28 protein-coding genes, 4 tRNA genes and 2 pseudogenes are annotated in these 26,466 nt (G+C 67.7%); 16 read left to right on the top strand and 18 right to left on the bottom strand.

The annotated features are described in order from the left end of the window. Window positions 1-115: 115 nt before the first annotated feature. Window positions 116-589, bottom strand: a complete 474-nt coding sequence (locus AWQ71_RS22675) for a DUF3515 family protein (RefSeq protein WP_067136361.1) — start codon at window positions 587-589, stop codon at window positions 116-118. Window positions 590-755: 166 nt separating this feature from the next. Then, window positions 756-890 (bottom strand): annotated as a pseudogene (locus AWQ71_RS43955) (IS3-like element ISRhosp1 family transposase); the annotation flags it as partial. 253 nt (window positions 891-1,143) lie between these two features. On the opposite strand from AWQ71_RS43955, the gene AWQ71_RS41830 reads away from it, so the two are divergent. Further along, window positions 1,144-1,287 carry a hypothetical protein gene (locus AWQ71_RS41830; RefSeq protein WP_157570493.1) on the top strand — a complete coding sequence of 48 codons (144 nt, stop codon included), beginning with the start codon at window positions 1,144-1,146 and terminating at the stop codon, window positions 1,285-1,287. Between the two features lie 670 nt (window positions 1,288-1,957). On the opposite strand, the gene AWQ71_RS22680 is transcribed toward AWQ71_RS41830, so the two are convergent. Beyond that, entirely contained in the window at window positions 1,958-2,629 is a 672-nt protein-coding gene (locus AWQ71_RS22680; protein ID WP_157570494.1) for a hypothetical protein, read from the bottom strand. 209 nt (window positions 2,630-2,838) lie between these two features. Continuing rightward, window positions 2,839-3,159, bottom strand: coding sequence for a YrhB domain-containing protein (locus AWQ71_RS22685; protein WP_084259170.1), 321 nt, complete (start codon window positions 3,157-3,159; stop codon window positions 2,839-2,841). A gap of 202 nt (window positions 3,160-3,361) precedes the next feature. On the opposite strand from AWQ71_RS22685, the gene AWQ71_RS41835 reads away from it, so the two are divergent. Continuing rightward, window positions 3,362-3,733, top strand: coding sequence for a hypothetical protein (locus tag AWQ71_RS41835; RefSeq protein WP_157570495.1), 372 nt, complete (start codon window positions 3,362-3,364; stop codon window positions 3,731-3,733). Between the two features lie 336 nt (window positions 3,734-4,069). Continuing rightward, window positions 4,070-4,357: pseudogene (locus tag AWQ71_RS43335) on the top strand (tyrosine-type recombinase/integrase); the annotation flags it as partial. Window positions 4,358-4,464: 107 nt separating this feature from the next. Here AWQ71_RS43335 and AWQ71_RS22690 read toward each other — a convergent pair. Beyond that, window positions 4,465-4,539 (bottom strand) — tRNA-Lys (locus AWQ71_RS22690). 69 nt (window positions 4,540-4,608) lie between these two features. Then, window positions 4,609-5,766 carry an acyl-CoA dehydrogenase family protein gene (locus tag AWQ71_RS22695; protein WP_067136365.1) on the bottom strand — a complete coding sequence of 386 codons (1,158 nt, stop codon included), beginning with the start codon at window positions 5,764-5,766 and terminating at the stop codon, window positions 4,609-4,611. Window positions 5,767-5,852: 86 nt separating this feature from the next. Between AWQ71_RS22695 and AWQ71_RS22700 the strand changes: the two genes are divergently transcribed. Then, window positions 5,853-6,266, top strand: coding sequence for a PspC domain-containing protein (locus AWQ71_RS22700; RefSeq protein WP_067136374.1), 414 nt, complete (start codon window positions 5,853-5,855; stop codon window positions 6,264-6,266). Between the two features lies 1 nt (window position 6,267). Here AWQ71_RS22700 and AWQ71_RS22705 read toward each other — a convergent pair whose 3' ends face one another. Together AWQ71_RS22705 and AWQ71_RS22710 are read right to left on the bottom strand one after the other, a co-directional pair. Next, window positions 6,268-7,551 carry an MFS transporter gene (locus AWQ71_RS22705; protein WP_067136376.1) on the bottom strand — a complete coding sequence of 428 codons (1,284 nt, stop codon included), beginning with the start codon at window positions 7,549-7,551 and terminating at the stop codon, window positions 6,268-6,270. Between the two features lie 87 nt (window positions 7,552-7,638). Continuing rightward, entirely contained in the window at window positions 7,639-7,980 is a 342-nt protein-coding gene (locus AWQ71_RS22710) for a metallopeptidase family protein (RefSeq protein ID WP_067136378.1), read from the bottom strand. Window positions 7,981-8,198: 218 nt separating this feature from the next. Here AWQ71_RS22710 and AWQ71_RS22715 point away from each other — a divergent pair, with 218 nt between their 5' ends. The 9 genes from AWQ71_RS22715 to AWQ71_RS22750 all read left to right on the top strand — a co-directional run bounded on the left by AWQ71_RS22715 (window position 8,199) and on the right by AWQ71_RS22750 (window position 13,959). Beyond that, on the top strand, window positions 8,199-9,830 hold the full coding sequence (locus tag AWQ71_RS22715) for a metallophosphoesterase family protein (RefSeq protein ID WP_067136379.1): 1,632 nt from the start codon (window positions 8,199-8,201) through the stop codon (window positions 9,828-9,830). Continuing rightward, window positions 9,816-9,888: transfer RNA gene (locus AWQ71_RS22720), tRNA-Glu, on the top strand. The genes AWQ71_RS22715 and AWQ71_RS22720 overlap by 15 nt, the downstream gene beginning before the upstream one ends. Before the next feature lie 104 nt (window positions 9,889-9,992). Continuing rightward, window positions 9,993-10,067, top strand: a tRNA-Asp gene (locus AWQ71_RS22725). A gap of 19 nt (window positions 10,068-10,086) precedes the next feature. Further along, a tRNA-Phe gene (locus tag AWQ71_RS22730) sits at window positions 10,087-10,160 on the top strand. Window positions 10,161-10,562: 402 nt separating this feature from the next. Next, the gene (locus AWQ71_RS22735; RefSeq protein ID WP_067136381.1) at window positions 10,563-11,732 is read left to right on the top strand and encodes a sensor histidine kinase; all 1,170 of its coding nucleotides are present in this window, start codon (window positions 10,563-10,565) and stop codon (window positions 11,730-11,732) included. Continuing rightward, window positions 11,723-12,373 carry a response regulator gene (locus AWQ71_RS22740; RefSeq protein ID WP_157570496.1) on the top strand — a complete coding sequence of 217 codons (651 nt, stop codon included), beginning with the start codon at window positions 11,723-11,725 and terminating at the stop codon, window positions 12,371-12,373. The genes AWQ71_RS22735 and AWQ71_RS22740 overlap by 10 nt, the downstream gene beginning before the upstream one ends. Before the next feature lie 71 nt (window positions 12,374-12,444). Further along, window positions 12,445-13,146: a hypothetical protein gene (locus AWQ71_RS22745; protein ID WP_067136385.1), complete on the top strand. Its 702-nt coding sequence runs from the start codon at window positions 12,445-12,447 to the stop codon at window positions 13,144-13,146. Beyond that, window positions 13,143-13,280: a hypothetical protein gene (locus tag AWQ71_RS41840; protein WP_157570497.1), complete on the top strand. Its 138-nt coding sequence runs from the start codon at window positions 13,143-13,145 to the stop codon at window positions 13,278-13,280. Before AWQ71_RS22745 ends, AWQ71_RS41840 begins: the two co-directional genes overlap by 4 nt. Before the next feature lie 136 nt (window positions 13,281-13,416). Beyond that, window positions 13,417-13,959: a hypothetical protein gene (locus tag AWQ71_RS22750; protein WP_067136387.1), complete on the top strand. Its 543-nt coding sequence runs from the start codon at window positions 13,417-13,419 to the stop codon at window positions 13,957-13,959. Between the two features lie 279 nt (window positions 13,960-14,238). Here AWQ71_RS22750 and AWQ71_RS22755 read toward each other — a convergent pair whose 3' ends face one another. Together AWQ71_RS22755 and AWQ71_RS22760 are read right to left on the bottom strand one after the other, a co-directional pair. Continuing rightward, window positions 14,239-15,579: an erythromycin esterase family protein gene (locus AWQ71_RS22755; RefSeq protein ID WP_067136389.1), complete on the bottom strand. Its 1,341-nt coding sequence runs from the start codon at window positions 15,577-15,579 to the stop codon at window positions 14,239-14,241. An 84-nt stretch (window positions 15,580-15,663) separates the two neighbouring features. Beyond that, window positions 15,664-16,437, bottom strand: coding sequence for an SDR family oxidoreductase (locus AWQ71_RS22760; protein WP_067136391.1), 774 nt, complete (start codon window positions 16,435-16,437; stop codon window positions 15,664-15,666). A gap of 117 nt (window positions 16,438-16,554) precedes the next feature. Here AWQ71_RS22760 and AWQ71_RS22765 point away from each other — a divergent pair, with 117 nt between their 5' ends. Together AWQ71_RS22765 and AWQ71_RS22770 are read left to right on the top strand one after the other, a co-directional pair. Beyond that, window positions 16,555-17,451 carry a LysR family transcriptional regulator gene (locus tag AWQ71_RS22765; protein ID WP_067136395.1) on the top strand — a complete coding sequence of 299 codons (897 nt, stop codon included), beginning with the start codon at window positions 16,555-16,557 and terminating at the stop codon, window positions 17,449-17,451. A 173-nt stretch (window positions 17,452-17,624) separates the two neighbouring features. Next, the gene (locus AWQ71_RS22770; protein WP_067136397.1) at window positions 17,625-18,059 is read left to right on the top strand and encodes an SRPBCC family protein; all 435 of its coding nucleotides are present in this window, start codon (window positions 17,625-17,627) and stop codon (window positions 18,057-18,059) included. A 239-nt stretch (window positions 18,060-18,298) separates the two neighbouring features. Here the strand turns inward: AWQ71_RS22770 and AWQ71_RS22775 are convergent, their stop codons facing one another. After that, complete coding sequence (locus AWQ71_RS22775) at window positions 18,299-18,748, bottom strand: TetR-like C-terminal domain-containing protein (RefSeq protein WP_218001914.1); 450 nt, start codon at window positions 18,746-18,748, stop codon at window positions 18,299-18,301. Between the two features lie 370 nt (window positions 18,749-19,118). Continuing rightward, window positions 19,119-19,469 carry a VOC family protein gene (locus AWQ71_RS22780; RefSeq protein ID WP_067136399.1) on the bottom strand — a complete coding sequence of 117 codons (351 nt, stop codon included), beginning with the start codon at window positions 19,467-19,469 and terminating at the stop codon, window positions 19,119-19,121. Window positions 19,470-20,072: 603 nt separating this feature from the next. Here AWQ71_RS22780 and AWQ71_RS22785 point away from each other — a divergent pair. Beyond that, window positions 20,073-20,963, top strand: a complete 891-nt coding sequence (locus AWQ71_RS22785; protein WP_157570498.1) for a hypothetical protein — start codon at window positions 20,073-20,075, stop codon at window positions 20,961-20,963. Window positions 20,964-21,022: 59 nt separating this feature from the next. On the opposite strand, the gene AWQ71_RS22790 is transcribed toward AWQ71_RS22785, so the two are convergent. The 6 genes from AWQ71_RS22790 to AWQ71_RS22815 all read right to left on the bottom strand — a co-directional run bounded on the left by AWQ71_RS22790 (window position 21,023) and on the right by AWQ71_RS22815 (window position 26,451). Further along, entirely contained in the window at window positions 21,023-22,120 is a 1,098-nt protein-coding gene (locus AWQ71_RS22790; protein WP_157570499.1) for a WD40 repeat domain-containing protein, read from the bottom strand. Beyond that, window positions 22,117-22,623, bottom strand: coding sequence for a SigE family RNA polymerase sigma factor (locus AWQ71_RS22795; RefSeq protein WP_067136403.1), 507 nt, complete (start codon window positions 22,621-22,623; stop codon window positions 22,117-22,119). The genes AWQ71_RS22790 and AWQ71_RS22795 overlap by 4 nt, the downstream gene beginning before the upstream one ends. A gap of 393 nt (window positions 22,624-23,016) precedes the next feature. Beyond that, window positions 23,017-23,961, bottom strand: a complete 945-nt coding sequence (locus tag AWQ71_RS22800; protein WP_067136405.1) for an acyl-ACP desaturase — start codon at window positions 23,959-23,961, stop codon at window positions 23,017-23,019. A 332-nt stretch (window positions 23,962-24,293) separates the two neighbouring features. Beyond that, on the bottom strand, window positions 24,294-24,497 hold the full coding sequence (locus AWQ71_RS22805; RefSeq protein WP_066939726.1) for a cold-shock protein: 204 nt from the start codon (window positions 24,495-24,497) through the stop codon (window positions 24,294-24,296). A gap of 339 nt (window positions 24,498-24,836) precedes the next feature. Beyond that, window positions 24,837-25,577: an ABC transporter permease gene (locus tag AWQ71_RS22810; protein WP_067136407.1), complete on the bottom strand. Its 741-nt coding sequence runs from the start codon at window positions 25,575-25,577 to the stop codon at window positions 24,837-24,839. After that, complete coding sequence (locus AWQ71_RS22815) at window positions 25,570-26,451, bottom strand: ABC transporter ATP-binding protein (RefSeq protein WP_067136409.1); 882 nt, start codon at window positions 26,449-26,451, stop codon at window positions 25,570-25,572. Before AWQ71_RS22815 ends, AWQ71_RS22810 begins: the two co-directional genes overlap by 8 nt. Between the last annotated feature and the right edge of the window lie 15 nt (window positions 26,452-26,466).

Here is a 26,466-nt window from a genome sequence, read left to right on the forward strand (position 1 = left end):
AGGGCACCCCAAACAAAAAGGCCGGGCGATTTCCCTCCGAACAGAATTCGGAAGGAAATCCGCCCGGCTCCGGGTAAAGAAACCGGTTCGGTTCTTCTTCTCCGTCAACCCGAGTTCAGCACTGCTTGCTCTTGTCGCGAGCGAGCCCCTTCACCAGCGGGGCAAGAACCCTGACCACCGCGTCCTTGTCGGACACACGCTCAGAGACCGTGATGTCAACCGTGGGGTTATACCCGTACGACACCACCGTCTTCACCCCGTCCTTCGTCTTGTCCTCATTCACCAGCCACGGCACCCCGCCAGAGGCGAAGCACGTCTTCATCGCGGTCGGCTCGGCGATGTTCCCGCACCGCAGGATCACATCACCATCCCCCCACACCGCCGTCCCCTTCTGATCCGCATCATTGCGGCCGTGCCCCGCCAGCTTCTGCGGCGCCTTCCCCGTCACACTCGCGCACGCCGCCGAATCACCCCCCGGCACCCCGGAGACGTTGTACGAACGCGGCGAGGTACCGCACGCAGTCAGCACAAGAACGGAAGCGGCAATCACCGTGGCCTGTGCCAGGTGCCGGACAGAGGTCATCATCATGAAAAAAGTCCTTTGTCTCACACAGTGGATGGAAATGGGACCCTTGGTCAGAGGTATCCGTGAGGACGCACATGGCTTCCCTGGGCTTCCCCCCGGGGTGTGGACACCCGGTTTCATGCAGCCAGTTCGGTCACCATACCGAGCTGATCTTCATAGGCGGCCGGGGGAGGCGCCGTGACCCGATATCGATCACCGTCGCGAGATACAGCCACGAGTCACCGACCGGCAGAAAGGTGATGTCCCCGCACCACCGTCGGTAGGCCTCACCTGCCGTGAAGTCGCGTTTGAGCAGGTCAGGGACCAGATCATAGGGCCCATGCCATCCCCTTTGTATCAACTAGGTGATACACCTCATGACCGATCGGACCGCTTGTCGCAACTCCTTGATACAAATTCCGCGTGGGTCCGCCGCCGCGGAGTCGATGGAGCCCTTACACCTGTCCGGATGGTCTCGAATCCGCAGAGCGCGAGAATCGCGACTTCGCTGGCGGACGGGGTGGCGTTGGCTGCATGGAGGCGGGAAAGTGGCCGTCCCATCTTTGCCACTGCCGGTTGTGTCCCTTCGTGTCCCACCGCTCTTCCAGATGGGCGTGGACGAGGTGCACGAGCTGCAGCAGTCGGTCGGCAGAGGGCGCGTCTACCCCGAGGTGGCCCGGGCAGCGGCCGAATCCACCGCCGCGCTCCCGAGCGCTTCCTGAGCCAAGCGCAGACCTCGCCCCGATCGCGCCGTTCGACATTCGCCGACGTGACCGATTGGGAGGCATGCTCAGGGAGTACCACGCATGCGACTTGACCAGCCGGATGAATATCGGCCTCCGCAGACTGAGTCAGGTGCCACTCCACTCCGTGCGGGCAGGTTGAGCAGTTGTGCCAGCAGATTATTCGTCCGCAGGTCCTGAAGGCCGTCGGTCCAGCAGAGTACGTCGAGACGATCCTTGACGGCTGGCGTGCATCGTCGGACGTGGGTGCCCCGATGGGTCTTCGGTTGTGGTCTTCTCCTGATCGTCTCTGAGGTCCGCCCTGACACGGACGGTCTAAACGATCTACCGCGTGCCCGATCCGTGCCCGCGAGCAAACAACGAGCGACCAAACGAGATCAACTTCTCGATCCGAGGCAATGCCTGACCGGGAAATTCCAGATCAGATGGGGCATGGAGTGGTGGGGCGCCAGGGATTCGAACCCTGAACCTACAGATTAAAAGAAGTCGATTCGATCGAGGCCCAGGGCTCTGGCCTGCGGGGGTGATGTCCGTGGACGTCCGCCGAGTTCCGCCGTCGTTCGTCCTCTTGGCTGTACTCGTGGCTGTACAGCCTCCGCCGATTGCCGTCCGTTCTGGCAGGCGTCTGGCACGTGATCAAGCCTCAAATCTAACGGGTCGATCTTGCGAGGCGCTCGACGAGCGCATGTGCCCGCTCGTGGTGAATATCGGCACTGTGGGCGATGGCTTCGAGTAGCTTGATGATCTCAGCGCGTCTGTTCGTGACCGACGGGACCAGGCCAAGCAGCGCCGCTGTCGAAGTAGCCGCCAGCCGCGTGTGAAGATCGTCGGCCGTCAAGCGCTGAAGGACAGGATCCACCAGGGCCGGGCAGACTTCACGGCACTTGATGACAGCCTCATAGCCTTCGGTGAACGGCTTAGAACGCCACACCATGTCGAGTTCGTCGATAGGCGGGCCGCAGTAGGCATCCCATACCTCGCCTTCGGTCCTATCCGGTTCGGTGCCCTCGGCCACTATGGCGAGAAAGTCAAGCAGGTGCGCACTGACAGGTTTGGGCTCCAAGCCGTCCGCGGTGATCGGCTGGTCCAGCCGCTGGTCGCCTAGTAAGCCCGCGACTACCAACGCGGCTGGCGGCGTAGCAGTGGTGACGGAGGACTGATGAGTGACCGACCAGTACAGGTGATCAATGGTCTTGGCCCAACCTGCGTGATCGTCCTCAAAAAGCCGCTCCAGATGACCAGGCGTGTCGGTAGCGGGGCCATACGCGTGGGACAGCTGTGACCAGTCGGAGGAGCGTAGAGCGTCCCATCCCAAGAGCATCATTGCATTCTGCCGCACGGATTACTGATCCCAAGACTGCAGTCAGGAATCGTTCTCTCTGTACGTGGAGCCATCGAACGCGCGCTGTCAGTTTGGGAATTGTATGGATCACGGCCGTTGGGGGCGCTGACCTGGGCGTCGGACTGGTCATGAGTGACCGTGGTTGGCCCCTCATCACCCTGTCTAATTGCACGCTAATTGCACGAAGATCATGCGCGTGCCTCGTCACTGGTCGGCACGAGCCGTGTGTGCTCGTTGATGTAGTGCTCTAGCGGGTAAGCGGTACCGGTGGGAAGGATCGTGCCGTCTCGGCGGTCGATGAGGATGGGTGCGTTGCCTCCCAGCATGGCGCCGATGTCTCCGGTTCTTACGTACCGCGCGTGTTGGAAGTAGTAGGCCCAGCCGATGGGGTATTCCTCCACGTCGACGATGACGAATCCATCGTCGTCACCGGTGTATTGACGAGTCGTTTCGTGGATTCGAGCCAGTCTTTCTTCGGCGATGCCTCGGGCTTCGGGTTCGGTCAGCATTCCTCCATCATGGACGCCTTGGTGCAGTGTCCGCGCACGCCACCGCCTGTCGGATCATCCCCCTGCCCCTGGTCTGCTCGGCTCGTCCTGGGCGATGGTGGCGGGATGATCCGGCGCCGCAACCACCTACGGGCCCCAGCGTTGGAACCGCGATCATCCCGGAACCGGAGACCCTGCCGGAGGCATAGGAATCCTTGGCCAAGTGATCCATGTGAGCATGACTGCCATGGGAATGTACAACCGTCTGCGCCTTCCTGCTCCGATCGATTGCCCCGCTTGTGGTGTGCGCGGGCGATGGTGGGTGCAGTTTCGATTCGGGCCTCTCGCATTGACGAACTACGAGGCGGGTGAGCCGGTCGACTGGGCTGCTGGTGGGCGTAAGGAAGGACGGCGGGGACTGGGGCGTGTTCTGATCCAGGGGACGCTGGAGGAGTGCCCGAATTGCCGTGCTGATCTCGGTCGTGAGCACGAGATTGTCACTATCGAGGTCCGCGAGGACGTGTTTGTTTCTGCTGTGGAGGATACGAGCGGCGATGGATATTGGCCTGAGTTTTGGCGGGCGGTAGACGACTGACGGCCCGAGCTGCTGGCGGCCGGGACCGGCCCCCAGGCCGCATGCCCGGCCGCCGAGCGGGCGCAGGGCCGCGAGGCGGCGCGGAGCACCGCCCTTGACACTTGGGCTTCGGCGCGGCGAGCTCCTCGGACTCCGGTGGGATGACATCGATTTCGGCAACGGGCAGCTCACCGTACGGCAGACGCTCCAGCGGGCGGACGGAAGCCTTCAACTGGTCGATCCGAAGACCGATCGGTCGCGCCGGACCGTCCCCGTTCCGGATCCGACCCTTGCCGCTCTCGCCAGCACCGGCGTACCCAGGCGGCCGAGCAACTCGCTTCGGGAGAGCGGTGGAAGGATCACGGGCTCGTCTTCGCCTCGACCATCGGTACGCCGATCGAACCGGGGAATCTCTCGGCACGGTGGCGCAAGGCACGGACACAGGCGGGCCTGGACTGGCTGAGACTGCACGACCTCCGCCATGCCTGCGCGTCCTACCTGCTGGCCTGCGGAGCGTCGCCGCGCACGGTGATGAAGACCCTCGGGCACAGCCAGATCGCGTTGACCATGAACACCTACGCGCACGTGCTCCCGGACATCGAGCGGGCGGCCGTCGACGCCGTCGCCAAGAAACTCTTCGGGTGACTCCACAGCATCAGGGCCGGACTCCCACGACGGGGGTTCCGGCCCTCTTGGCTGTAAAAGGTGGCTGTAACACCCCTCAGAACAAGATCTGTAAGCGGTGTTTTGCCTGGTGGGGCGCCAGGGATTCGAACCCTGAACCTACGGATTAAAAGTCCGCTGCTCTGCCATTGAGCTAGCACCCCTTGCTAGAAGCAGGGTACAGAGGGTACCGCGCCTCCGGCGACGTGCTTTACCGCGATCACGATAACGGGTCAGCGGAAGGCATCGAGCCCAGTGAGGACCTTGCCCAGCGTCAGCAGGTGCACTTCCTGGGTGCCCTCGTAGGTCAGGACGCTCTCCAGATTGTTCATGTGCCGGATCACCGGGTACTCCAGGGTGATCCCGTTGGCCCCGAGCACAGAACGGGCCTGGCGGGCGATGTCCAGGGCGGCTCGGACGTTCGCCAGCTTGCCGAAGCTGATCTGATGCGGTTTGAGCGTGCCCGCGTCCTTGAGCTTGCCGAGGTGCAGTGCGGTGAGCCCCGCCTGCTCAAGCGCGACGGCCATCCACGCCAGCTTCTCCTGGGTGAGCTGGAACGCCCCGATGGGCTTGCCGAACTGCAGGCGCGTCTTGGCGTAGTCGACCGCGGACTCCAGACACGCGTGGCCGGCGCCGAGAACGCCCCACAGGATGCCGAAGCGGGCCTCGCTCAGGCACGACAGCGGGCCCTTCAGCCCGGTCACGCCGGGCAGTACGGCGGACGCCGGCAGCCGGACGTCGTCGAAATAGAGCGAGGACGTCACCGAGGCGCGCAGCGACATCTTCTTGTGGATCTCCGGGGCCGAGAACCCGGGGGTGTCGGTCGGGACGACGAAGCCGCGGATGCCGTCGTCCGTCTGCGCCCACACGATCGCCACGTCGGCGACGGAGCCGTTGGTGATCCACATCTTGGCGCCGTTGAGGATCCAGTCGCCGGACGGGTCCTGCTTGGCGATGGTGCGCATCCCCGCGGGGTCGGAGCCCTGGTCGGGCTCGGTCAGCCCGAAGCAGCCGATGGCCTCTCCGGCGGCCATGCGGGGCAGCCACTCCTGCTTCTGCTCCTCGGACCCGTACTTCCAGATCGGGAACATGGCCAGGGAACCCTGAACCGAGACGAAGGAGCGCAGCCCCGAGTCGCCCGCCTCCAGCTCCCGGCAGGCCACGCCGTACGAGACGGCGTCGAGGCCGGCGCAGCCGTACCCGTCGAGGTGCATGCCGAGCACGCCGAGTGCGCCGAGCTGGGGCGCGAGCTCGCGCGCGGGGAAGACGGCCTCCTCGAACCAGTCGGCGACGTCCGGGAGGACCCGGTCGGCGACGAAGGACCGCACGGCATCCCTGATCATGCGCTGTTCGGGGGTGAGCTGGTCGTCGAGGCGCAGCAGGTCGTCCATGGCTGCCAGCGTATCGGGGCCGCACCGGGGTTGGGCCAGGGGGAATCCCGATGCACGGACGCGGGCTCAGGAGGCACGCTGGAGACATGAACGAGACACACACGAACAGTTCGGTCAGGCAGCTACGGCGGACCAGTAACGGCAGGATCGTGGCCGGAGTGTGCTCCGGTGTCGGCCGGTACATCGGCGTCGACGCCAACATCCTCCGGGTGGCTCTCGCCGTTGCGACGTTCTTCGGCGGCCTCGGCGTCGGCATCTACGCGGTCGCGTGGCTGCTCATCCCCGAGGAGGGCAAGGACACCTCCATCGTCCAGGACCTGGTCAGCAAGAACAAGGACGGGCACGTCTGGCAGGACACCAAGACGAGGTGGGACCGCGCCCAGCAGGCCTGGTCGCAGCCGACGGACGCGACGGCGGAGCCGCACCGGCAGGACGGCTACGCGCAGCACCCCTACGCCCAGCCCCGCCAGTCGCAGCAGGAGCAGGGACCCCAGGCGTGAGTCACGCCGTCCGGGCCTCGGCGAAGATCTCCGTACGGGACTCGGTCCAGGCCATGGCCAGCCATGCCGCGAGCGAGAGTCCGGCCGCGCCGGCGAGGGCGACCACCGGCTCCGGACCGAGTTCCTGGGCGACGGCGCCCCCGATCAGGATGCCGATGCCCTGGGCCGCCAGCAGGCCCGACTGGACGATCCCGAACGCCTGGCCGCGCCGGTCGGCCGGGACGCACTGCACGAAGGCGGCGTTCGCCGCGAGCTGGTAGGCGCCGCCTATCCCTGACAGGACCCACAGCAGCAGCACGGCGACAAGCGGCGGCCGCATCGCGCACACGATGAGCGGCGCGCACGTCAGCATCGCCATCCACCCCATCGCCCGCAGCCGCGCCGACGGCGCGACGAACCGGCTGAACATGAACGCCCCGATCACGGTCCCGGTCGGCATCGCCGCCATGAGCAGCCCGGTCACGGCGGCCACCGGCAGCGTCCCGTCGTCGAGCTCCATGGCGTACGGCACGGCGATGCCCTCAGGCAGCACGTAGAACCCGCAGAGCCAGGCGAACAACACCAGGGTGCGCAGCCGCCGGTCACCGAAGACGAGGCGGCCGCCGGCCCTGGTCGTGGTCCACATCGAGAGGCGGCCCCCAGAGCCGGCGGGGGCGTCGCGCCTGCCCACACCCGCCACGATGACCAGAGCCGACCCCAGGAAGGTGGCCGCGTCGAGCGCGAGGGCGCGGTACGGCCCGAGGGTCGCGATGACGGCGCCGCCGACCGCGAACCCCAGCATCTGAACCGCCTGGTTGGTGACGTTCTGCAGGGCGGAGCCGACGACGTACCGGTCGCCTTCGAGCACCTCGGGCAGCAGCGCCGCGCGGGCGGCGGAGAACGGCGCGCTGAGCAGGACCACGCCGAAGACGAGCGCGCAGAGCGCGGCGAACGGCATGCCGGGCACGGCGGTGACGGCGATCAGCCCGGCCCGGAGGAGATCGCAGACGAGCATGATGCGGCGGCGCGGATAGCGGTCGGCGAGCCCCGCGAGCAGCGGCCCCCCGACGATCGGCGGCAGGTAGGTCAGCGCGTAGACGCCGGCGGTGGCGAGAGCGGACTGCGTCCGGTTGTAGACGAGGATCGCCAGGGCGACCTGGGCGAGCTGGTCGCCGAGCAGGGACATGCCCTGGCCGAGCCACAGGGCGCGGAACTCGCCGATGGCGATGACCTCGCCGTAGGTCGCCTGCCCTTCGACGGGACGACGATGCCGTCCGGGGGACCGACCGACCCTGGTCGCCGCCATATCACCCCGCTGAGATCACCCACACGAACCGTGTTCAGTATGTCACCAACAGTTCCCATGGTCTCGGGGTTTCGCAACTCGTACCGATCACCAGCCGAGCTCGTGCAGCCGCTCGTCGTCGATCCCGAAATGGTGGGCGATCTCGTGGACGACGGTGATGCGGACCTCCTCGACGACCTCCTCGGGCGTCTCGCAGATCTCCAGGGTGGGGTTGCGGTAGATCTCGATCCGGTCCGGGAGGACTCCGGAGTACCAGTCGCCGCGCTCGGTCAGCGGGATGCCGGTGTAGAGCCCGAGGAGGCCCGGCTCCGGCGGATCGTCGACGACGACCACCACCACGTTGTCCATGACCTTGGCCAGCCCGGGCGGGATCGTGTCCAGCGCCTCGGAAACGAGCTCTTCGAACCTGTCCAGGGGGACGTCGATCATGTCTCCATCGTGTCACCGGGGAACGCGGGTGTCGCCGTGCGGTGACACCGTACGGCCCGGCGGCTCCGCGAAGGGGCGCTGCGGCCGGTCACCGGCCCTTCGCCACGCCTCCGGAGCCTGCGCGATGCGCTCGATCGGGGCGGTGGCCGCCCGTTCGCCGTCGATCCCGACGGGTATCCGGTCGCGATCGACTCAGGATTGGGGTAAGCAGGAAAGGCATGGAGACATCGGCGTGGAAGGGCAGCCCCCGGCGGCTGATCAGGGGTCGCGTGGCACGCGTGCTCGCGATCACCGCCGTCGCGGTGGCCGGGGCGTGGCTCGGGCTCGTGCTCGGTGCGTCCGTCCAGACCCCCATGGGGCCGGCGGACGTCCAGATGTCCTTCCAGCCGACCTGGCGCGGCGAGTCGGTCATCGACGTCCGCCCGCTGGGAACGCTCCGGTTCGCCTCTCATCGAGGTCCGCTACGGCTCACGCTCGGCATCGAGGCGGTCCACCCGGACGTGGCGCAGGAGATCCTGAACAACCCCGAGTGGGCCGACCGGCTGCCGGAGACCATCGAGAGAGACCTGATCGATGGGCTGCGCCAGTTGGCGATCCGTGCGGTGCTGTTCGCCGTGGCGGGAGGCTTCCTGGCCGGGCTGATCGTGTTCCGCCGCCTCTCGCGCGCCGCGTGGACGGGCGTCGGGGCGCTGGTCGTCGTGGCCGCGCTGGGCGGGGTGTCGGTGCTCACGTTCAACCCGCGTTCCGTCTCCGAACCCCGCTACACCGGGCTGCTCACCGGCGTTCCGTCGCTCATCGGCAGCGCGGAGTCGATCGTGACCCGGTTCGATGAGTACCGGGGTCAGCTCGCCAAGCTGGTGACCAACGTCTCCCAGCTCTACGAGGTGGGCTCCACGCTGCCGATCTACACCCCCGACCCGGGGACGATCAGGGTCCTGCACGTCTCGGACCTGCACATCAACCCCGTCGGCTGGAACGTCATCCGCTCGCTCAAGGAGCAGTTCAAGGTCGATCTGATCATCGACACGGGCGACATCAGCGACCACGGGACCCGGGCGGAGAACCCGTACGTCGAGGAGATCGGCAAGCTCGGGGTCCCGTACGTGTACGTCCGAGGCAACCACGACTCGGCGATCACGCAGCGCGCGGTGGCCAAGCAGAAGAACGCGATCGTGCTGGACGGCACCGCCAAGACGGTGAAAGGGCTGCGCATCTACGGGATCGGCGACCCCCGGTTCACCCCGGACAAGTCGCTGGAGCCCGCCGCCGACGACGCCGACCTGGTCAACCTCGGCCGGACCCACGCGGTGCGGCTCGCGCCGCCCGAACGGCCCAGCCCCGTGGCCGATCCGTCGCCCGAGAAGATCCCGGTCGATCTCGTCGCCGTGCACGACCCGACCGTGGGCCGGGCGCTCTCCGGCGCCACGGCGCTGGTGCTGGCCGGGCACGTCCACAAGCGCTCGACCGAACTGCTGCCCACCCGTACGCGGCTGATGGTCCAGGGATCCACCGGAGGAGCCGGGCTGCGCGGCCTGGAGCACGAGGAGCCGACCCCTCTTGAGGCGTCCGTCCTGTATTTCAGCAAGGACACTCACCGGCTCCAGGCCTGGGACGACATCACCGTGGGCGGTCTGGGAGAGCAGTGGATCCAATGCCAGCGGCATATCGAGCCCGAGCCGGGCCGTACAATTCTTCCGGAGCCGAAGAACGCCCCGTCGCCAACGGGAACGATCAGCGGCACACCGTCGCCGGTCGCTTTGGCATCAGGGGCAAACGTCCCCTATGCTTCAGAGGTCTCCGACGGAAGACGGAACGGAACGGGGCGAAAGCTCCGAGCCCCCATCGTCTAGCGGCCTAGGACACCGCCCTTTCAAGGCGGCGGCACGGGTTCGAATCCCGTTGGGGGCACTGGCGAGCGAAAGCTCACCGGGGAAACGGAAGGTCGAAGACCTCCGAAGAACTGGTAAGCTAAGCAAGCCGAAAAAAACGGAAGCGAAAAGCTTCCTACACAAGGTCCTGTAGAGCAGTTTGGAGTGCTCGCCACCCTGTCAAGGTGGAGGTCGCGGGTTCAAGTCCCGTCAGGACCGCTCACGGCGAAAGCCGTAGGGTCAGGTAGCTCAGTTGGTACGAGCGTCCGCCTGAAAAGCGGAAGGTCGGCAGTTCGACCCTGCCCCTGACCACATCATCTGAACAGCAAGAACGCCCCGAGCCGATCACGGCCGGGGCGTTTTTTCGCGTTCTCTGACGGCAACGGCAGCGGACGCTCAGCTTCTCCCGATCATCTCCTCATAGAGGAGCCTCGGCCGGCGTTCGCACACGGCTTTCGGTGGGTCCGCGACGGATGGTTTCCAGCGGCTAGTGCCGTGACCGGCAAGGTTTGCCCGGACGGAGCGGTGATCCAGGGTGGTGCATCGCAAGGCGGAGGAGGAGGCCGTAGCGGAGCCTACGGCCGACAATCCCGGGCCCCGCGGAAAGTCCGAGCCTGCGAGGACTTTTCGTGGGTGGGGCGTCAACGCAGCGAGGTGCCGCCCTGGGCGACGCGACGGGGCAAAAATTGGCGGGAGGGGCACTAGCTTCTAACGGTGCGTACCCGGACCGCTCTGCAGGCCCTCACCCGGCATCCGCTGTCCTTCCTGCGATCCCGGTGGCCGTGGCGATCACTGGCGTACCTGTTGTCGAGTGCCGTGCTCGGCGTCACCGTCGTCATCGTCGTGGTGTCGATCTCCCTCCTGGGATTCGTCCCGCTCATGGTCACCGCCGGGTTGGCCGCCGCCGGTCTGCTTGTTCTGCCGGTGACGGGGTTCGAGCGGTGGCGGCTGCGGCTGGTCGACCTCGCCCCGCCCGCCCGCGCGTCTGACGAGCTGTGGCGCAAGGTCGGCCTGACGCTGGTCTCGCTCCTCGCGCTCTGGTGGATCGACCTGGTGGTGGTCTGTTTCACCATCGGGGGTCCCGTCGTGCTGATCCTGTCGCCCGTCCTCCAGCCGGTGGAGGAGACGTGGGCGCTCGCCGCCGCGCTGACGGCCTCGGCCGCTGGACTTCTTCTGTTTCCGGTGGCCGCCTACGCCTTCACCGCCTGGGCGGGGGCGCGCGGAGCGATGACCAGGGCGCTGCTCGCTCCACGCGAGACCGAGTTGGCCGAGGTGGTGCGCTCACGCGCCCGGCTGGTGGACGCGTTCGAGATGGAACGCCGCCGGATCGAGCGCGATCTGCATGATGGTGCCCAGCAGCGGCTTGTCGCGCTGAGTATGAAGCTGGGTTTGGCCCGGCTCGACCTGCCTCCGGACTCGCCGGTCGCCGAGCCGGTCGCGCAGGCCCACGAGGAGGCCAGGCGGGCCCTGGCCGAACTGCGAGAGCTGATCCGCGGCGTGCATCCGCAGGTGCTCACCGACCGCGGCCTGGCCGCCGCCGCCCGTGACGTGGCCGGGCGCTCTCCGGTGCCGGTGGATGTGAACGTCTCTCTGCCGCGGCGGCTGCCCGAGGCGGTGGAGGTGACCGCCTACTACGTCGTCTCCGAGGCTCTGGCGAACATCGCCAAGCACAGCCGGGCAGCCAGGGCCCAGGTGATCGGCCTGCTGGTCGACGATACGCTGATCATGGAGGTCCGCGACGATGGGGTCGGCGGTGCCGATCCGGCCGGCGGCACCGGTCTGGTCGGGCTGGCCGACAGGGTGGCCGTGGTCGACGGCACGTTGTCCCTGTCCAGTCCGGCAGGCGGGCCGACCACGATGCGAGTGGAGATTCCGTGCGGGTAGTGATCGCCGAGGACGCCGTTCTTCTCCGTGAGGGCCTGGTCGGCCTGCTGGAGCGCTTCGGGCACACGGTCGCCGCCTCTGTTGGCGACGCCGTCTCCCTCGTCGCAGCGGTGGAGGAGCACCGGCCGGACATCGTGGTGGTCGATGTGCGGATGCCGCCCGGCTTCACTGACGAAGGGCTGCGTGCCGCGCTCGTACTGCGCACGGCGCACCCGGAACTGGCCGTGCTGGTGCTCAGCCAGTACGTCGAGCAGACCTACGCCGCCGAGTTGCTCGGCTCCGGTCGTGGCACGGGCGTCGGCTACCTGCTCAAGGAGCGGATCGGGGATGTCGGCGAGTTCGTCGACGCGCTCGTCCGGGTCGCGGAGGGCGGCACGGTCATCGACCCCGAGGTGGTGCGGCAGTTGCTCAGCGGGCGGCGCGACCCGCTGCGGCGCCTTACTCCACGGGAGCTGGAAGTGCTCGCCCTGATCGCCGAGGGACGGGCCAACGCCTCGATAGCCCGGGCTCTCTTCGTCACCGACGCGGCGGTCGCCAAGCACATCGCGAGCATCTTCGCCAAGCTCGACCTCCCGCCCGCCGCCGACGGCCACCGCCGCGTCCTGGCCGTCCTGGCCTACTTGCAGGCCGAGCCGAGGTAGTGCCAGGTCTACCCCGGGGCCTGGTCCCCGCGCCAATGTGCGGCGGGCGCCGCACAAGTTGGATCGACGGCATGGCAACGACCTCTTTTGAATTCCCTGGCCGCTGGGTTGAGGGTGCCGGACTTGTCCTCGGTCCGGTTCTGATGCTCGCCGGAGTGCTGCTCCGCGCCGATTTCGATGACTTTTTCCCCGGGCAACTCGCGGCGTTCGCCGCAGACCCCGGCAGGATGACCGCCTCCTACAGCGCCTTCGCCGCGGGGAACGTCCTGCTGTGGCCTGCCGTCATCGCGCTGGTCCGGCGCGCGTGGGCGACCCAGCCGCGGTGGGCGCTGTGGGGTGGTGCGATGGTCATGCTCGGGCTGTTCGCCCGCGCCTTTCACACCGGGATCAATCACCTGATCTTCCAGATTGCCGACGCCCAGGGGGTGGAGGCGGGGCGGAAGGCGGTCGACGGCTACTACGGTGCGTTCCACGTGCTTCAACCGTTGTCGATCGCGATCTTCTTCGGCTGGGTCGTGCTGGCCGTCGGCGTATGGCGGGCAGGCGTGCTGGGGATCGTCAGATCCGTCGCCCTGGCATCGATGAGCGCGCTGCCGATCGGCGTACTCAAGGGGACGGGTCCGATGTCGATCGTCGCCACTCTCGGCTTGTGCGTCGCGCTGGTGCCGCTGGGGACTCGCATCCTGAAGGACGGGCCCGCGCCCAGGTGGTGGGCCTATCCGCTCGCGCTGGGCGTGGGCACCGCAGCCGTGCTCCTCGGCATGGCCGGGTGACGGCCGAGATCGACGGCGACCACTTCTTCGAGGGCGCCCGGGGCACGGCCACGCTTCGCTCGCTGACCACTATCTTCGAACAGCCGAGACGCCCCGAAGTGATCATCGCTTCGGGGCGCTTTTGGGTCCGCTGACGGCAACGTCCGCTTACGTCCCTACGTTCCAGCGGTGGTGAGGCGAATGCCGCGCCCTCCCATGACCATGATGGTCCTCCACTGCGGCAACGCACTCAGATCGGCTACCGGATGTGGAGTGGCCTAGTCTCTCGGGATGACGGAGACAACTGAACATCTGGCCCTGCCCGTCGCCCTGGCCGAGGTGGCCGAGGTTGGCTTTGAGTGGGAGTGGGACGAAGAAACCGACGAGGCCCACGGTTGTGATTTCGAGCTGTACGAGCGATTCGAGGCGCCGGAGAAGACCGCGTGGTGGTTCCGCCTGTGGACCGGTAACAAAGAGGTCGATGGCAGCGAATTTCGCTTTTTCGGCGCTACCGGGGCGGGCGACTATGTCGGTTTCTGGCTGGTTCGGCCTGGTGTGTCAATCATCGAGCAGCCCGTCGTCTACCTCGGTTCCGAGGGTGAATGCGGCGTGGTAGCTCGCGATCTCGGTGATCTGCTCTGGTTGTTCGCGGAGGGTTTGGGCCCGGCAGAGGCATTCGCCGACCCAGGTCGTGAGACGCAGCCGAACGAGGCGTTCCAGGCGATCGCGGAGCGGTACGCGCCGGGGAGGCGCCGTTCCGCGGCGGAGATCGTGGCGCGGGCGCGAGAGGAGTTCCCGGGCTTCTCGGAGTTCATCGACGCGATGTGCCGGTGAGCGAAGTCCGCGCGGCGGGCGCACGCGGATGCCGTGCATGCCAAGCCAGGCGATCCACGGCCGGCCGCGGCCCTGCCGAAGGATGCCTCACGGCCAGGCCCGACAGCCCTCGTGCTGTCCAGCAGGGAAGTACAGCAACGCATCCACACACCGGCACACACTCACAGCCGCCAGCACACGCCTGAACGAGATGAACACAGCAAAGGCCGAGGAGCTGCGCGTAGTTCGCATCGAAGTGGTCAACGCCGTGACGATCGCTCACGGCGTGAGCCACAGGTCTTAGGGCAGTAGCTGGGCGGCCTTGACCTGGTGGAGGTGGACAACCAGGTCGAAGGATCGGCCCAGGGAGGCCTGGACGGCCTGGTCGGGTGACCAGAAGCCGCCGCCGATCAGGCGGGTGGGGCGGGCCTTGGCCAGCCACTCCCGAGCGGCCGCCGGCGTGGTGCGGGTGTCGAGGATGAAGTCGCGGTAGCGGACCTGGTCCAGGACGTACTCGTTGTAGTCCGCGCCCGCCGCGCTGACGGTGCCCTTGCACGCCGAGGGGCGTTCGGCGGGCTTGGATCCCTTCGGGCAGGTGCCGTCGGTGAGGAAGTTGTAGCCGCCCCGGTCGAAGCTGGTACCGACGGTGACGAACCGGTCGCCGAGCCGCTTGCGCAGCATGCCCCCCATCGGGCTGGGGACGAACATCGTGTCGATCGGGGTGTAGCTGAGGTGCGCGTTCAGTCCCGACACCTGGACCTTGTCGCCGGTGGTCCTGTTCCACCAGGTCACGTTGTCGGCCAGGACGGTGTCGCGGTACTCCTGGGCCTGGCGGCGGCCATCGGCGGTGCTCTGGTCGAAGGCGAAGTCGGTGAAGGTCTGCGACAGCGCGCGGGCGTGCTGCACCACCCACTCGTCCGCGCCCTGCTTCTGAAGGAGCTCGAGCGCCTTGGTGGCGCGCTCGGCATAGTTCTGCCGGGTCTTCAGCGGTACGGCCAACGCCTGCGCCATGTACTCGCCCGCGTTCTTCGTGGTGGGACGCAACCCGTCATACAGCTTGGTGAACTCCGGCAAGAGGCTCGAGTGGTGCTGCTTGACGTAGGCCAGCACCTTGTCGAACAAGATGTCGCCGGGGTAGAGCAGGTCGGCGCCCATGAACTGGACCTTGTCGGTGTGGCCGGTGTTGTAGGCGCGCATCCACCGGACCAGGTCGAGGAACTCGCGGTTGTCGAACAGGTCGTAGGGGCCCTTGACCTCGTCGTGGAAGATCGCGCGCGGGTCGCCCTTGCCGTCCAGGACGTAGTCGTTGAGCCGCACGCCGGTGCTCCAGCTCAGCTCGCGGGCAAACGTGGTGAAGCCTTTCTCGGCCACCAGGTAGCGAAACAGCCGCTGGTTGAGGGTGTAGAACTCGGCGGTGCTGTGCGTGGCCTCGCCGACACCGACCACCTGGGCGTCGCCCACCATGGCGCCGAAGGCGTCTAGGTCGTGCGAACGCGCGCCGGGCGAGGTGGAGGCCAGCGGCTTGGCCACCGCGTTGAGCGCGGCCACGACGGCCGCGTCGCCGGTGTCGGCGAATGCCGGGGTGGCGGTCCCCGCGATGGTCACGGCGGCGAGGCTCAGGGCAAGAATCTTGGTCTTCATGGCATCTTCCAAAGAATGAGGGGCTTGCGTGGGCAGGTCTGATACGCCCGGGGCGCGCTGACAGCGGCCCCGGGCGCTGTCAGCTCAGATCCGCGGGCCGAGGAAACAGCCGCCGGAGGCGTCGATGACCTGGCCGGTCACCCAGCGGCCCGCGTCGGAGGCCAGGAAGGCGACCACGTCGGCGATGTCATCGGGCTGACCGACCCGCGGGATCGCGTTGCCGGTGCCGACCATCTGCTGCACCTCGGGGTTGTCGAGCATCCACGGATTCATGTCGGTGACCGTCGGCCCTGGCGCCACGGCGTTGACCGTGATGCCGCGCGCGCCCACCTGCTGGGCCAGGGAACGGCTGAGCACCTCGACGCCGACCTTGCTCATCGCGTACGGCGCCTCGGGCATCGCGATCCTGGTCGCCGCGGTGGTCACGTTGACGATCCGGCCGCCGTCATTCAGCAACGGCAGCGCCCGCTGGATGATGAACAGCGGCGCCTTGGTGTTGATCGCGATCAGCCGGTCGAACGCCTCGGGGGTGATGGCGTCGATCGGCCCTCCGGTGTTGATGGCGGCGTTGTTGACCAGGATGTCCAGCCGTACCTGGCCGGTCCACGCGGCAAGGCCCGCCTCCAGCCCGGCGAACAGGGCATCGACGTCCCCGGGCACGCCCAGCTCGGCCCGTACCGGGAAGGCACGGCCGCCGTCCTTCTCGATCAGCTGCACGGTCTCCAGGGCCGCGTTCTCGTTGGTGCCGAAGTGCACGGCCACCAGCGCGCCCGCGGCCGCCAGCCGCTGCGCGATGGCCCGGCCGATCCCGCGCGAGGCCCCGGTCACCAGCGCCGTCTTACCTGTCAGCTGCGTCATGTCGTCACTCCAGAATCGTGATTCGTCCGGTGACTAGAATCCAGGCACGAAATAGCCCGAAACAATGACAAAATGCGCAAGACAGAATTAACCCCAAAGGCAACGTGAGGGAGGGTCGTGGAGCTTCGCGACATCGAAATCTTCCTGACCCTGGCCGAAGAGCTCCACTTTGCCCGCACCGCCGAACGACTGCACGTCACCCCGGCCCGGATCACCAAGTCGATCCAGAAGCAGGAACGCCAGATCGGCGCCCCGCTCTTCGAACGGACCCCGCGGTCAGTACGGCTGACGCCACTCGGCCGTCAGCTCCGCGACGATCTCTGGCCGATGTACAGCGGGCTCCAGGAGGGCATGCGCCGGGCCAAGCTGGCCGCCGAGGGCATCACCGGCGTGCTGCGCCTGGGCATGATCCCGCACATTGCCCATGACCTGCGGCGCTACTGGGACACGTTCCGAAGCCACCACCCCCAGTGGAAGCTGCAGATCCGGCTCGCTCCCTTCGTTGATCCGTTCGCCGGGTTGCGCCGCGGCGACATTGACGTCCTGGTCGCGTGGCTGCCCGTCGAGGAACCCGATCTGACCGTGGGGCCAGTGCTGTTCACCGAGCCGCGCCGGCTGGGGGTGGCCACGGATCACGAACTCGCCCGGTACACAACCGCCTCGCTGGAGATGCTCGCCGATTTCCCGCACCATGACTCGCCGTCCAGGCCCGATTACTGGGCGGACAGCTTCCTCCCATCCCACACTCCAGCGGGCCACCGGATCGAGCGCGGTCCCCTGGCGCGAAATACCGAGGAGATCCTCTCCCTGGTCACCACCGGAGAGACTGTCAGTCTCTTTCCCCACCACATGAGCCGCTACTGGATCCGGCCCGACATCGTCTACCTGCCTGTCCGGGATGTCGATCTCTTGAAGTTCGCGCCGGTGTGGTCGGCGGAGACGGAGAACGACATGATCCGCGCCTTCGCCCAGACCGTCCGCGACCTCGGCCCCCTCGACCTACTCAGCCTCTGAAAGGCCGGTGACCTCGTACCCCATGTACGTCGCCACAGCGAGGACGCGCGGGGCCGGTCGATGAGCATCCGGAACCAGGTGGCCACCGGGATGGCTAGGCAGATCGGGCTGGGCGAAGGCGGCCAGGCTGATCGGCAGGGCGGCGACCGCGATCAGTCCCGTATCATCGCCGCGTGATCGAGCTTCAGGAGGTCGGGGAGATCGCCTGCGCGGCCGCACGTGTGTGGGCGGTCGTCGCCGACTACGGCCAGGACCCACGCTGGCGCAAGGGCGTCGAGACGATGGCGCCGCGCCCCGAAGGCATCGTGCGGGTGGGCACGACCACAGCCGAGGTGATGCGGTTCGCGGGCCGGACCTATCGCAACGGCGGCGAGGTCGTCCAGGTGGATCCGGGGCGCTCGTTCGCCTGGCGCACCACTTCGGGGATCGATGCCGAGGGCGACAGGCTCGTCGAACCGCTCGGCGCGGACCGGTGCCGCTTCACCTTCCACGTGCGCGTAACCCCGCAAGCGACCTCCGAGAGGTTGCTGGAGCCGGCGCTGAGGTGGTTGCTGCGGCGGTCGATCCGCGCCGACATCTGCCGCTTGGCCGGTCTCTGCGGTTCATGACCGTGTGGCCATCGCTGTAGGGCCGGCCGGGGCCGCGGTTGTCGGGGGCCAGGTGACGTCCCCTCGGGTGGTGTGACGCCAAGCTGTCTGAACAGCAAGAACGCCCCGAGCCGATCGGCACATTCGAGCGCTCGTCGCAACACAGTGATGATCTACTGGCGGCAAGAAGTGCAGCGAGACGGGGACGATGCCTGGTGATTCCCGAAGAGCTGGTTCCTGTCCGCCGGCAGCTGAAGGCACTAGGTCAGGCCCAGTGACCTGACCAGGTCAAGCATTTCCGAGCGGTGCAGCGCGGCTGGGTTGCCTGCGACGGGATGGATGTGGCCATCGATCTCCAGGGCCACCAGGCCGTGCATTCGACCCCAGACGCGCAGCGCGAGCGCTGCCGCGGCGGGTGGCACGTCCGGGAACTCTGCCTGGATCTTCGCGGCGTAGTCCGGGTGAAGATCGGACCAGGAGGTGTCCTCGGGCTGGTGGTGTCGAGCGTGGGGCCATGCGGCGGCCACCAAGCGGGTGAGATCGCGGCACACCCGGCGTGCTGTCTGGTCCACCGGGCCGTTCTCGGGGGGCTGGTAGCCGGGGATGGGCTGGCCGTAGAAGAGTCGGAAGCTTTCCGGGTGGGCCAGCGCCCACTCCCTTAGGGCTTGGCCCCAGGCCATCAGCCTGCCGCCGGGATCGGTGTCGGGCACCGGCGGGCCCGGGAAATGCGGAAGGGCACGGCTCGGGTGCGGATGTTGTTCGCCGAGGGCTCGCCGCCCGAGGGCTTCTCCCTCCCGGTCTAGCTGGTGCGGTGATCGGAAGAGGATTGCCGGGAAGAGATTCGTGGTGTCCGTAGCAGCGCACCAGACGCAGCAGGTTGATCCGGCCAATACCGTCCGGATGGGGCTAGTTGCTGGTGGAGAGAAGCACGGCGAGGCGCTTGGCCGGGGTATCCCAGCCAAGCGTCTTTCGTGGTCTGGCGTTGAGTTCGGCAGCGACGGCGCGCTCCGGCACGACCTCGCGGCGCTGCTTACGGAGGCCCTCTCCTTGTGGCGCGGGCCGGCGCCTTCGGGAGGGGCGTCAGCGGTGGCCCAGTACGTTGACCACGCGGCCGTTGGGGTCGCGGACGAAGAACCTGCGCACTCCCCACTCCTCATCCTGCAAGGGATGCACGATCTCCGCGCCGCTCTCCCGCATGGCCGCGTAGGCCGCATCCACGTCGTCCACCTCGACGCTCATGTCGGGGACGACCGGTGCGGTCTTGTCGCCGGCGATGAAGCTGATCTGCGCTGTCGGACTGGACGGGGAGGCGAGCGTCATGATCCAGCCGAGGTTCATGACCTCCTCGAAACCCAACAGCCCATAGAACTCCCGGTTCTCCTGCACAGCCCCTGACGAATGGACGTTGGGCACGACACGGTGAACGGTCATCGACGACTCCAAACGAGGACGGACATGTCCCTGAGACTCCCTGCTATGCACTCCCTAGCTGCCGGGATAGGTACCGAACATTCAGGGTGTCGTCATCGGTACGGCGGGCCCGCTCCACGAATCTGAACGCGTCGACGAGGAAGTCGATCGCGGCCCCCGCATCGCGGAAGGACAGGCAGGGCCATACCGAAGGATGGTCAATTGCGTCATGCGGCCCATCGTCGCCCAGGGCAGCGTCCACGTCTTGTACGGATGGGAACTCCGCACGCCATTGCGTCGCGGTGAGACCACCCGGGGTGCGGAAGCCCCGTGCCAGGTGGGCCTGTTCGACGTAGCCGCAGGTGACCGCCGTTCCGGCCGGCCCTGGCAAGGGACCGGGGCGCTCTGGCGGTCGGCCTCGGTCGAGGGCGCCACGGTCGCCATGTCAAGATCGGGATCTGCTGGACGACTTCCCGCGTGCCCGCCTCCAGGTCGACGTCTTCCCAGCGGAGCCCGAGCAGCTCTCTGTGCCGTAGGCCAAGGCAGAGCGCCAGGACGTGGCCAGACCCCGGAAAGCCAAGCGGAGGCGCCGGACGTTGGCTGATCATGGGTGGAGGAGGTCTCGTGCGAAGAATGATCGCGTACCTGTTCCCGGTGCTGCTCCTGTCCTCCTGCGGCGGGGTCCCTCAGGCCTCGCCCGGCAGGTCCCACGGCGGCTCGTCTGACGAGTTCGAGGCTCGTGCCCGGGAGGTGGCGGAGCGCTGGCAGGGCTCGGCCGACGACCGTGCCTGGCGCAAAGGGTTCGTCGCACTGGAAGTGCTGAACCCACAAGGATGGGCTCACGTGGGCCGGATCCCGGCCTGGGTGAACCGAAGCTCGCACAACGGTGCCTGGCAGCTGGCCGCCAAGCTGCCCGAGGACTCCCCGGACCGCGCCGACGTGCGATGGCCGGATGGCGAGGTCTCGCAGGTGCCGCTCATCACGGCGGCGAGCGCGTACGCGGAGTTCAGCAAACCGGCCGGCCTCATCGAAGAGGAGTGCCCGGCCAAGGGATGCCGCCCGCTCCGGGTGACCGGCGCCAGAATGGGCAAGGTCCCGCTGGAGACCAGCCGCGGCACGATCCAGGTGCCGGCCTGGGTGTTCACCGTCGAGGGAGTCGAGCAGAAGAAGGTCCATGTGGCGGTCGACCCCTCGGCCGTCACCGCCCGTCCCACGCGGGTGCAGGGGGACGTCGAAGAGGTGATGGCGTTCGACCGCGTCGCCGGCAAGCCGAACCAACTGCTTCTCCTTTACGGCTACGGCGCCTGCGACACCATTCACGGGGCACGTGCTTACGAGACCGACCGACTGGTGGTGGTCGACGTGGACGAGAGAAGATCCGGCTCCGCCGGGGTGTGCCCGGCCGTCCTCAAGACAGCGACGATCACCGCCACGCTGGCGCGACCACTCGGCGACCGCCTCGTGCTCGACTCCGGCACCGGGCTACCGGTGCTGCGGGGGCTGAGCAGGCGCTGACGGCCCGGCAGAACGTCGTTAACGGAACCCCGAGATCGGCCGCCAGCTTCGCCCCCGCGCTACTTCCCGGAAGCGGTTCCGGGCATGGCCAGTGATTGCACGGTCTCGGTGGAGTAGTCGGCCACGTGCCTGGCCTTCCCGGTGTTGACGTTGACCGCGTAGAGGCTGTAGATGCCGTCCAGGGTGAGGACCATGACCTCGGACGGGCTCTTCCAGACGGAGATGTTCAGGATTCCCCCGGGCGTCGCCAGGCCGCGGACGGTCACTTTCCGCAGGATCCGCCCGGTCTTGGTGTCGAGGAGCGTGAGCACCGGCTTCGACTGGTCCTTCATGTCGGAGGCGGCCACCGTGCGGCCGTCCGGGGCGAGCTCGCTGAAGTTGATGAACACGCCGTCGAAGCGCACCGGCTTGCCTCCGCCTGTCACGGGCATCAGCCACAGGTCGGTCTTGATGTACCGGACCAGCTCGACGACGCCGCCCTTGACGGTGATGGCCTCGTACTTGCCGGGCAGGGTCACCGACTTGCCGGTGCGCATGTCGATCAGTACGCCGGGCTTCTTGCTCCCCACCTTCGGGTCGAAGACCAGATAGCGGCCGTCGTCGGAGACCACGAGCTGGTTGCCCACCTCGAACCGGTCCTCCGTCACCTTGACGGGGGAGCGCACCTCGGCGCCGGTCACCAGATCACGGACGACGTGCGCGCGGGCCTCGCGGCTGTAGTAGGCCATCATGCGCCCGTCCCGGCTGACGGCGAGGCGTACGTTCTGGCCCTTGTCGTTCGCGACGAGCGCCTGCGGCACCCGGTAGGTCGTGCCGGTACGGGTGACCACCCGCCACTCCTGGAGGCTGCAGTCGGTGTAGGGCGGCTTGTCGTTGAAGCGGCAGGGCGTCTGGTAGGCGTGACTTATCGGCTCCACCTTGCCGTCCGGCAGGTCGGCCACCGTGTCAGCGCGCTGCGGCGTGGCCGTCTGGGTGTCGCGGGGCCAGATCGCGACGGCCCCCCCCGTCGTCGCCACCAGCGCCGCGGCCGTCACGATCGCGGTCAACGCCATCCTGGTCCGCCGCCTGCGCCGGTGTCCCGCGATGGCCGCGTCGGCCAGGTTTACCGGCGGGGCCTCTTCCGCGAGGTCCTTGAGCGCCTCGTGCAACCTTGTCATCGGATTACCTCCGGGATGCGCAGTTCTGCCAGCTCTGGCGCGAGCGCGCGCAGACGGGCCAGCGCGTGGTGGGTCTGGCTCTTGACATTGCCGATCGAGCAGCCGAGTGTGTCGGCCGTCTGCGCCTCGGTGAGGTCCTCCCAGAAGCGCAGCACGATCACGGCCCGCTGCTTACGGGTCAGCTTGGCCAGCGCCTGACGCAGGACGATCCGGTCGAGCGTGGCGTTGTCGTGGGAGGTGCCGTGCTCGGGCGGATCAGCGCTCGGTAACTCGCGGCTGGACCGGCGCCTCCAGGAGATGTACTCGTTGACCAGCGCTTTGCGCGTGTACGCCTCGGGGTTGCCGTCCCTGGACAGCTTGGACCAATGCCCGACGACCTTGGTCAGCACGTTCTGCAGCAGGTCCTCGGCGAGGTGAGCGTCTCCCACGAGTAGGTACGCGGTCCGCATCAGTGCTTGCTGGCGGGCGCGTACGAACTCACGGAAGTCGTCGTGACGATCCAATGTGCTCTCCCTTCGCCCGTTGCCAACGCGGCCAATGGGGCGAAAGGTTGCACTGTTTTCACAATCGAGGGGACCCCGCCATGGTGGACACCCGGGAGGCGCGCCGGGCCGTAGCCGCCGAGGCCCTACAGAGCGCGGCCAGCGGACGCGCCCGCGCGCCGTACGCCAGCATGCGAAGGCCGCTGATGCGCGCCGTGAGTTCCACCGCCGGCCCTCCACGTGACTGATCCGCGACAACCAAGCGATCTATGTGGAGGACCTGGCCGTGGCGGGGGTGTGGTGGGCCGGTCAGACCGCCCCACCAGGTGGCACAGCCCGATGAAGGAGGCCGCAGAGGTGCCGCGTGAGTGCGCGGCACGGGCCGAATCTGCGACGTTCAGGCCGGGGAGCGCGTCAAGACGCTGATTCGGCCCTCGCCCGACGGGCGTCCCGGCGCTCCTCGAAGCGGGTCGCGGCCACTTCGAGCTTGGCGAGGAAAGCCGCCAACTCCTCGCGGGCCTGCTCCCCCTCCGCGTCGAGGCCTTCGATGTCGAAGGGCTTCCACTGTCGCAGCACCGGCGTCAGAACCTCGTCACAATGCTGGCGCAGGTCGTAGATGCCCGCCATGGCGATCATGACCGACTTGCGGGCGAAGCCCTCCATGCCCTGGCCCGGCATCTGGAACGAGGTCACGACATCGGTGACGGCTCGCATGGTCTGCGACGGGGCCAGCTCGAACGCGGCGGCAAGGAGGTTCCGGTAGAAGAGCATATGGAGGTTCTCGTCAGCGGCGACCTTCGAGAGCAACCTCTCGCAGAGAGGGTCTCCCGACGCCTTCCCGGTGTTCCGGTGGGCGACGCGGGTGGCCAGCTCCTGGAACGAGACGTATGCCAACTGCCGGAGCATGCCGTCGTACTCCGTGGCGAAGCCGCTTTGCATGTGGGTCATCCTGGCCCGCTCCAGAGCGACCGGGTCGACGGCCCGGGAGACGAGGAGGTAATCGCGGATGGCGATCCCGTGCCGGCCCTCCTCCGCTGTCCACCGGTGCACCCAGGTGCCCCAAGCACCGTCCCTGCCGAATGTCGTGGCGATCTCGTGGTGGTAGCTCGGCAGGTTGTCCTCGGTCAAGAGGTTGACGATGAGCGAAACACGGGCGGGCTCGGGAATCGAGGTGTCCTCCGGCGACCAGGCCTCGCCCTGCAGGACCCCGTCGAACGTCCGGCCCTCGCTCCACGGGATGTATTCGTGAGGGAACCACTCTTTGGCCACCGCGAGGTGGCGGTCCAGCTCTCGCCCGACCACGGGTTCGAGCTCTACGAGAAGCTCCGTCTGGGTGAGCGGGCGAGATGCGATCGGCATGTAGGGCCTCCGGGTCTGCAACCTAAACGTGACCTACGCTAGCGTAGGTCAGCGGGCCGATCGCCTGTCGACGGGCCACCGCGACCGTCCGGAAGACGAGCGGATGTCCCGCAGGAGTTCCATCGTGCCGGTCCTCGACGCGGCCCAGGTGGGCATCCCCGCGACGCCCGCGTATAGCGGGATCTCGGCGCCGCGGAAGATCGGAGCGGCGACCTCGGCCGCTGAAGATCGTGCGTCCACATGACGAAGCCCCGGACTTCGTGAGAAGCCCGGGGCTGAATGCCGTCGGACGACGGGCCACTCTCAGTGGCCCGGCATCAGCGGTGCGCTGCTTAGAGCGGGCGGACGTGCTCGGCCTGCGGGCCCTTGGCGCCCTGGCCCGCGGTGTACTCAACCCGCTGGTTCTCCTCCAGCGAACGGTAGCCGCCGGCGTCGATGGCCGAGTAGTGGACGAAGACGTCCGGGGTGCCGTCGTCGGGGGCGATGAAGCCAAAGCCCTTCTCGGCGTTGAACCACTTGACGGTTCCCTGAGCCATGATTCCTTCTCCTTGATGAGACGATCTTGAGAGCCACGAATGTGATCCTCGGGCTGCTGCGACCGACCGCCTTGGGAAAGCCTCGGCTTCGTACGGTAACGCCCGCTGTCATAACTCCGCAGGCACTCTACGCATGCTGGGACTTCGACACAACCTGTGCTTGCGACACTACACGCCACAATGCGGTTCTGGCGCCAACTCTCGCGAAACCTTGTCGACATCTTCGTGAACCGGGAGGCGATCGTCCGGCTTGTCGGTGCGGTGCCGGCAGCGCACCTTCTCAAACACCGCTTCCCCCCGGGCGTGCCGCGCACTGCCTCAGCGTGCGGATTCGGCGGGTCAGGAGAAGCGCCTGCCCTCGTCACGGCGGTAGGCCCACACGGCCCCGGCCGCCAAGAGAACCGTCCAGACGGCCAGCATGATCAGCGACACCGCGTTCGGGCTGACGCCGGCGGTCGCCCACCAGATCAGCTCGGCCGCGCCCCTGGTGGGCACGTACGGCGAGACGGCCTGCACGAACTCCGGCAGGATCTGTGGCGGCAGCAGCAGCCCCCCGAGGATGGCCATCGGGAAGAACAGGAGCTGCGACACCGCCATCGCGGCCTTCGACGCCATCACGAAACCGACGAACAGCCCCATCAGCATGAATGGCACGACGCCCGTGACCAGCGCGCCGAGCCCCAGCAGCAGCCTGGCCGGCGTGATCGCCGCCACCGTGAACAGCGCGCCCACCACGAGTACGGGGATCACCGAGATCAGCATGACCGCGAGCGTCGACAGGATCCGCCCGGCGAAGCGCGGGAACGGGCCCGCGGGCAGTGTGCGCAGGTACGGGCTCCACGACCGCTCGCGGTCCTGCGAGACCGCGTTGCTGAGCCCGATCAGCGCGGCCGACATGGCGCCGAAGAACATCAGCGAGGCTGTCGCCGTCGTCGCTCCCTGCACGTCCTGGCCCGCGAACGGCACCACGAACGCCAGCATCGAGATGGCCGGGAACAACGAACTGGCCAGAAGCCCGATCGGCACCCTGATCTGCTCGATCATGAGAAAGCGGGTATGGGCGAGGACCAGGTTAGACATTCGCGGACTCCTTCGAAGTGATGGCGAGGAAGGCCTCTTCCAGAGTGGCCGGTCTGATCTCCAGGCCGGAGAACGGCACGCGGCTGCGCACCAGCTCCACGACCAGCCGGTCGGGGTCGGTGGTGACCAGGTCGATCCGGCCGTCCGCACGTTCGGAGCCGAGCACGCCGGGCAGCTCGGGCAGGTCCTCGGCGACGAGGGAGACGCGCCGCGCGCCCACCATGCCGCGTACGGCCGGCACGGTGTCGTCGACCAGCACGCGGCCGTTGCCGACCACCACGACCCGCTGGGCCAGGGCCTCGATCTCCTCCAGGTAGTGGCTGGTGAGCAGCACGGTGCCGCCGTCCTCGTGGAAAGCCTTGATGCCGTCCCACAGCGCCCGCCTGGCCTCGACGTCCAGCCCGGTCGTGGGCTCGTCGAGGAACACCAGCCGCGGCCGGCCCGCGAACGCGAGTGCCACCGCCAGCCGCCGCCGCTGTCCGCCGGACAGCCCCCCGATCTGCCGCTTGACCAGGTCGCTGAGACCGAACCTGGCCAGCAGCTCCGCCCTGCCGACGGGCTCGGGGAAGTGCGCGGAGACGAAGTCGACGATCTCGCCCACGCGGAACGACTCAGGCAGCCCGGTCTCCTGCGGCGTCACACCGATGCCGCGCCGTATGGCCGGGTCCAGCGGCGAGCCGCCGAACAGCTCCACCACGCCCGACGTCGGCCGGCGCAGTCCCGCGAAGAGGTTGATGAGGGTGGACTTGCCCGCGCCGTTCGGGCCGAGCAGCCCGACCAGCTCGCCTGCCCTGATGTCGAGCGAGACGCGGTCGAGCGCGAGCACGTCTCCGTATCGGCGGGTGGCCTCGATCGCTCTGGCGAGGACCGTCATGTCATGTCTCCTGTG

Origin of the sequence: Microtetraspora malaysiensis, assembly GCF_001528665.1 — a bacterium.
In the GTDB taxonomy this organism is placed as follows: Bacteria; Actinomycetota; Actinomycetes; order Streptosporangiales; family Streptosporangiaceae; genus Microtetraspora_A; species Microtetraspora_A malaysiensis.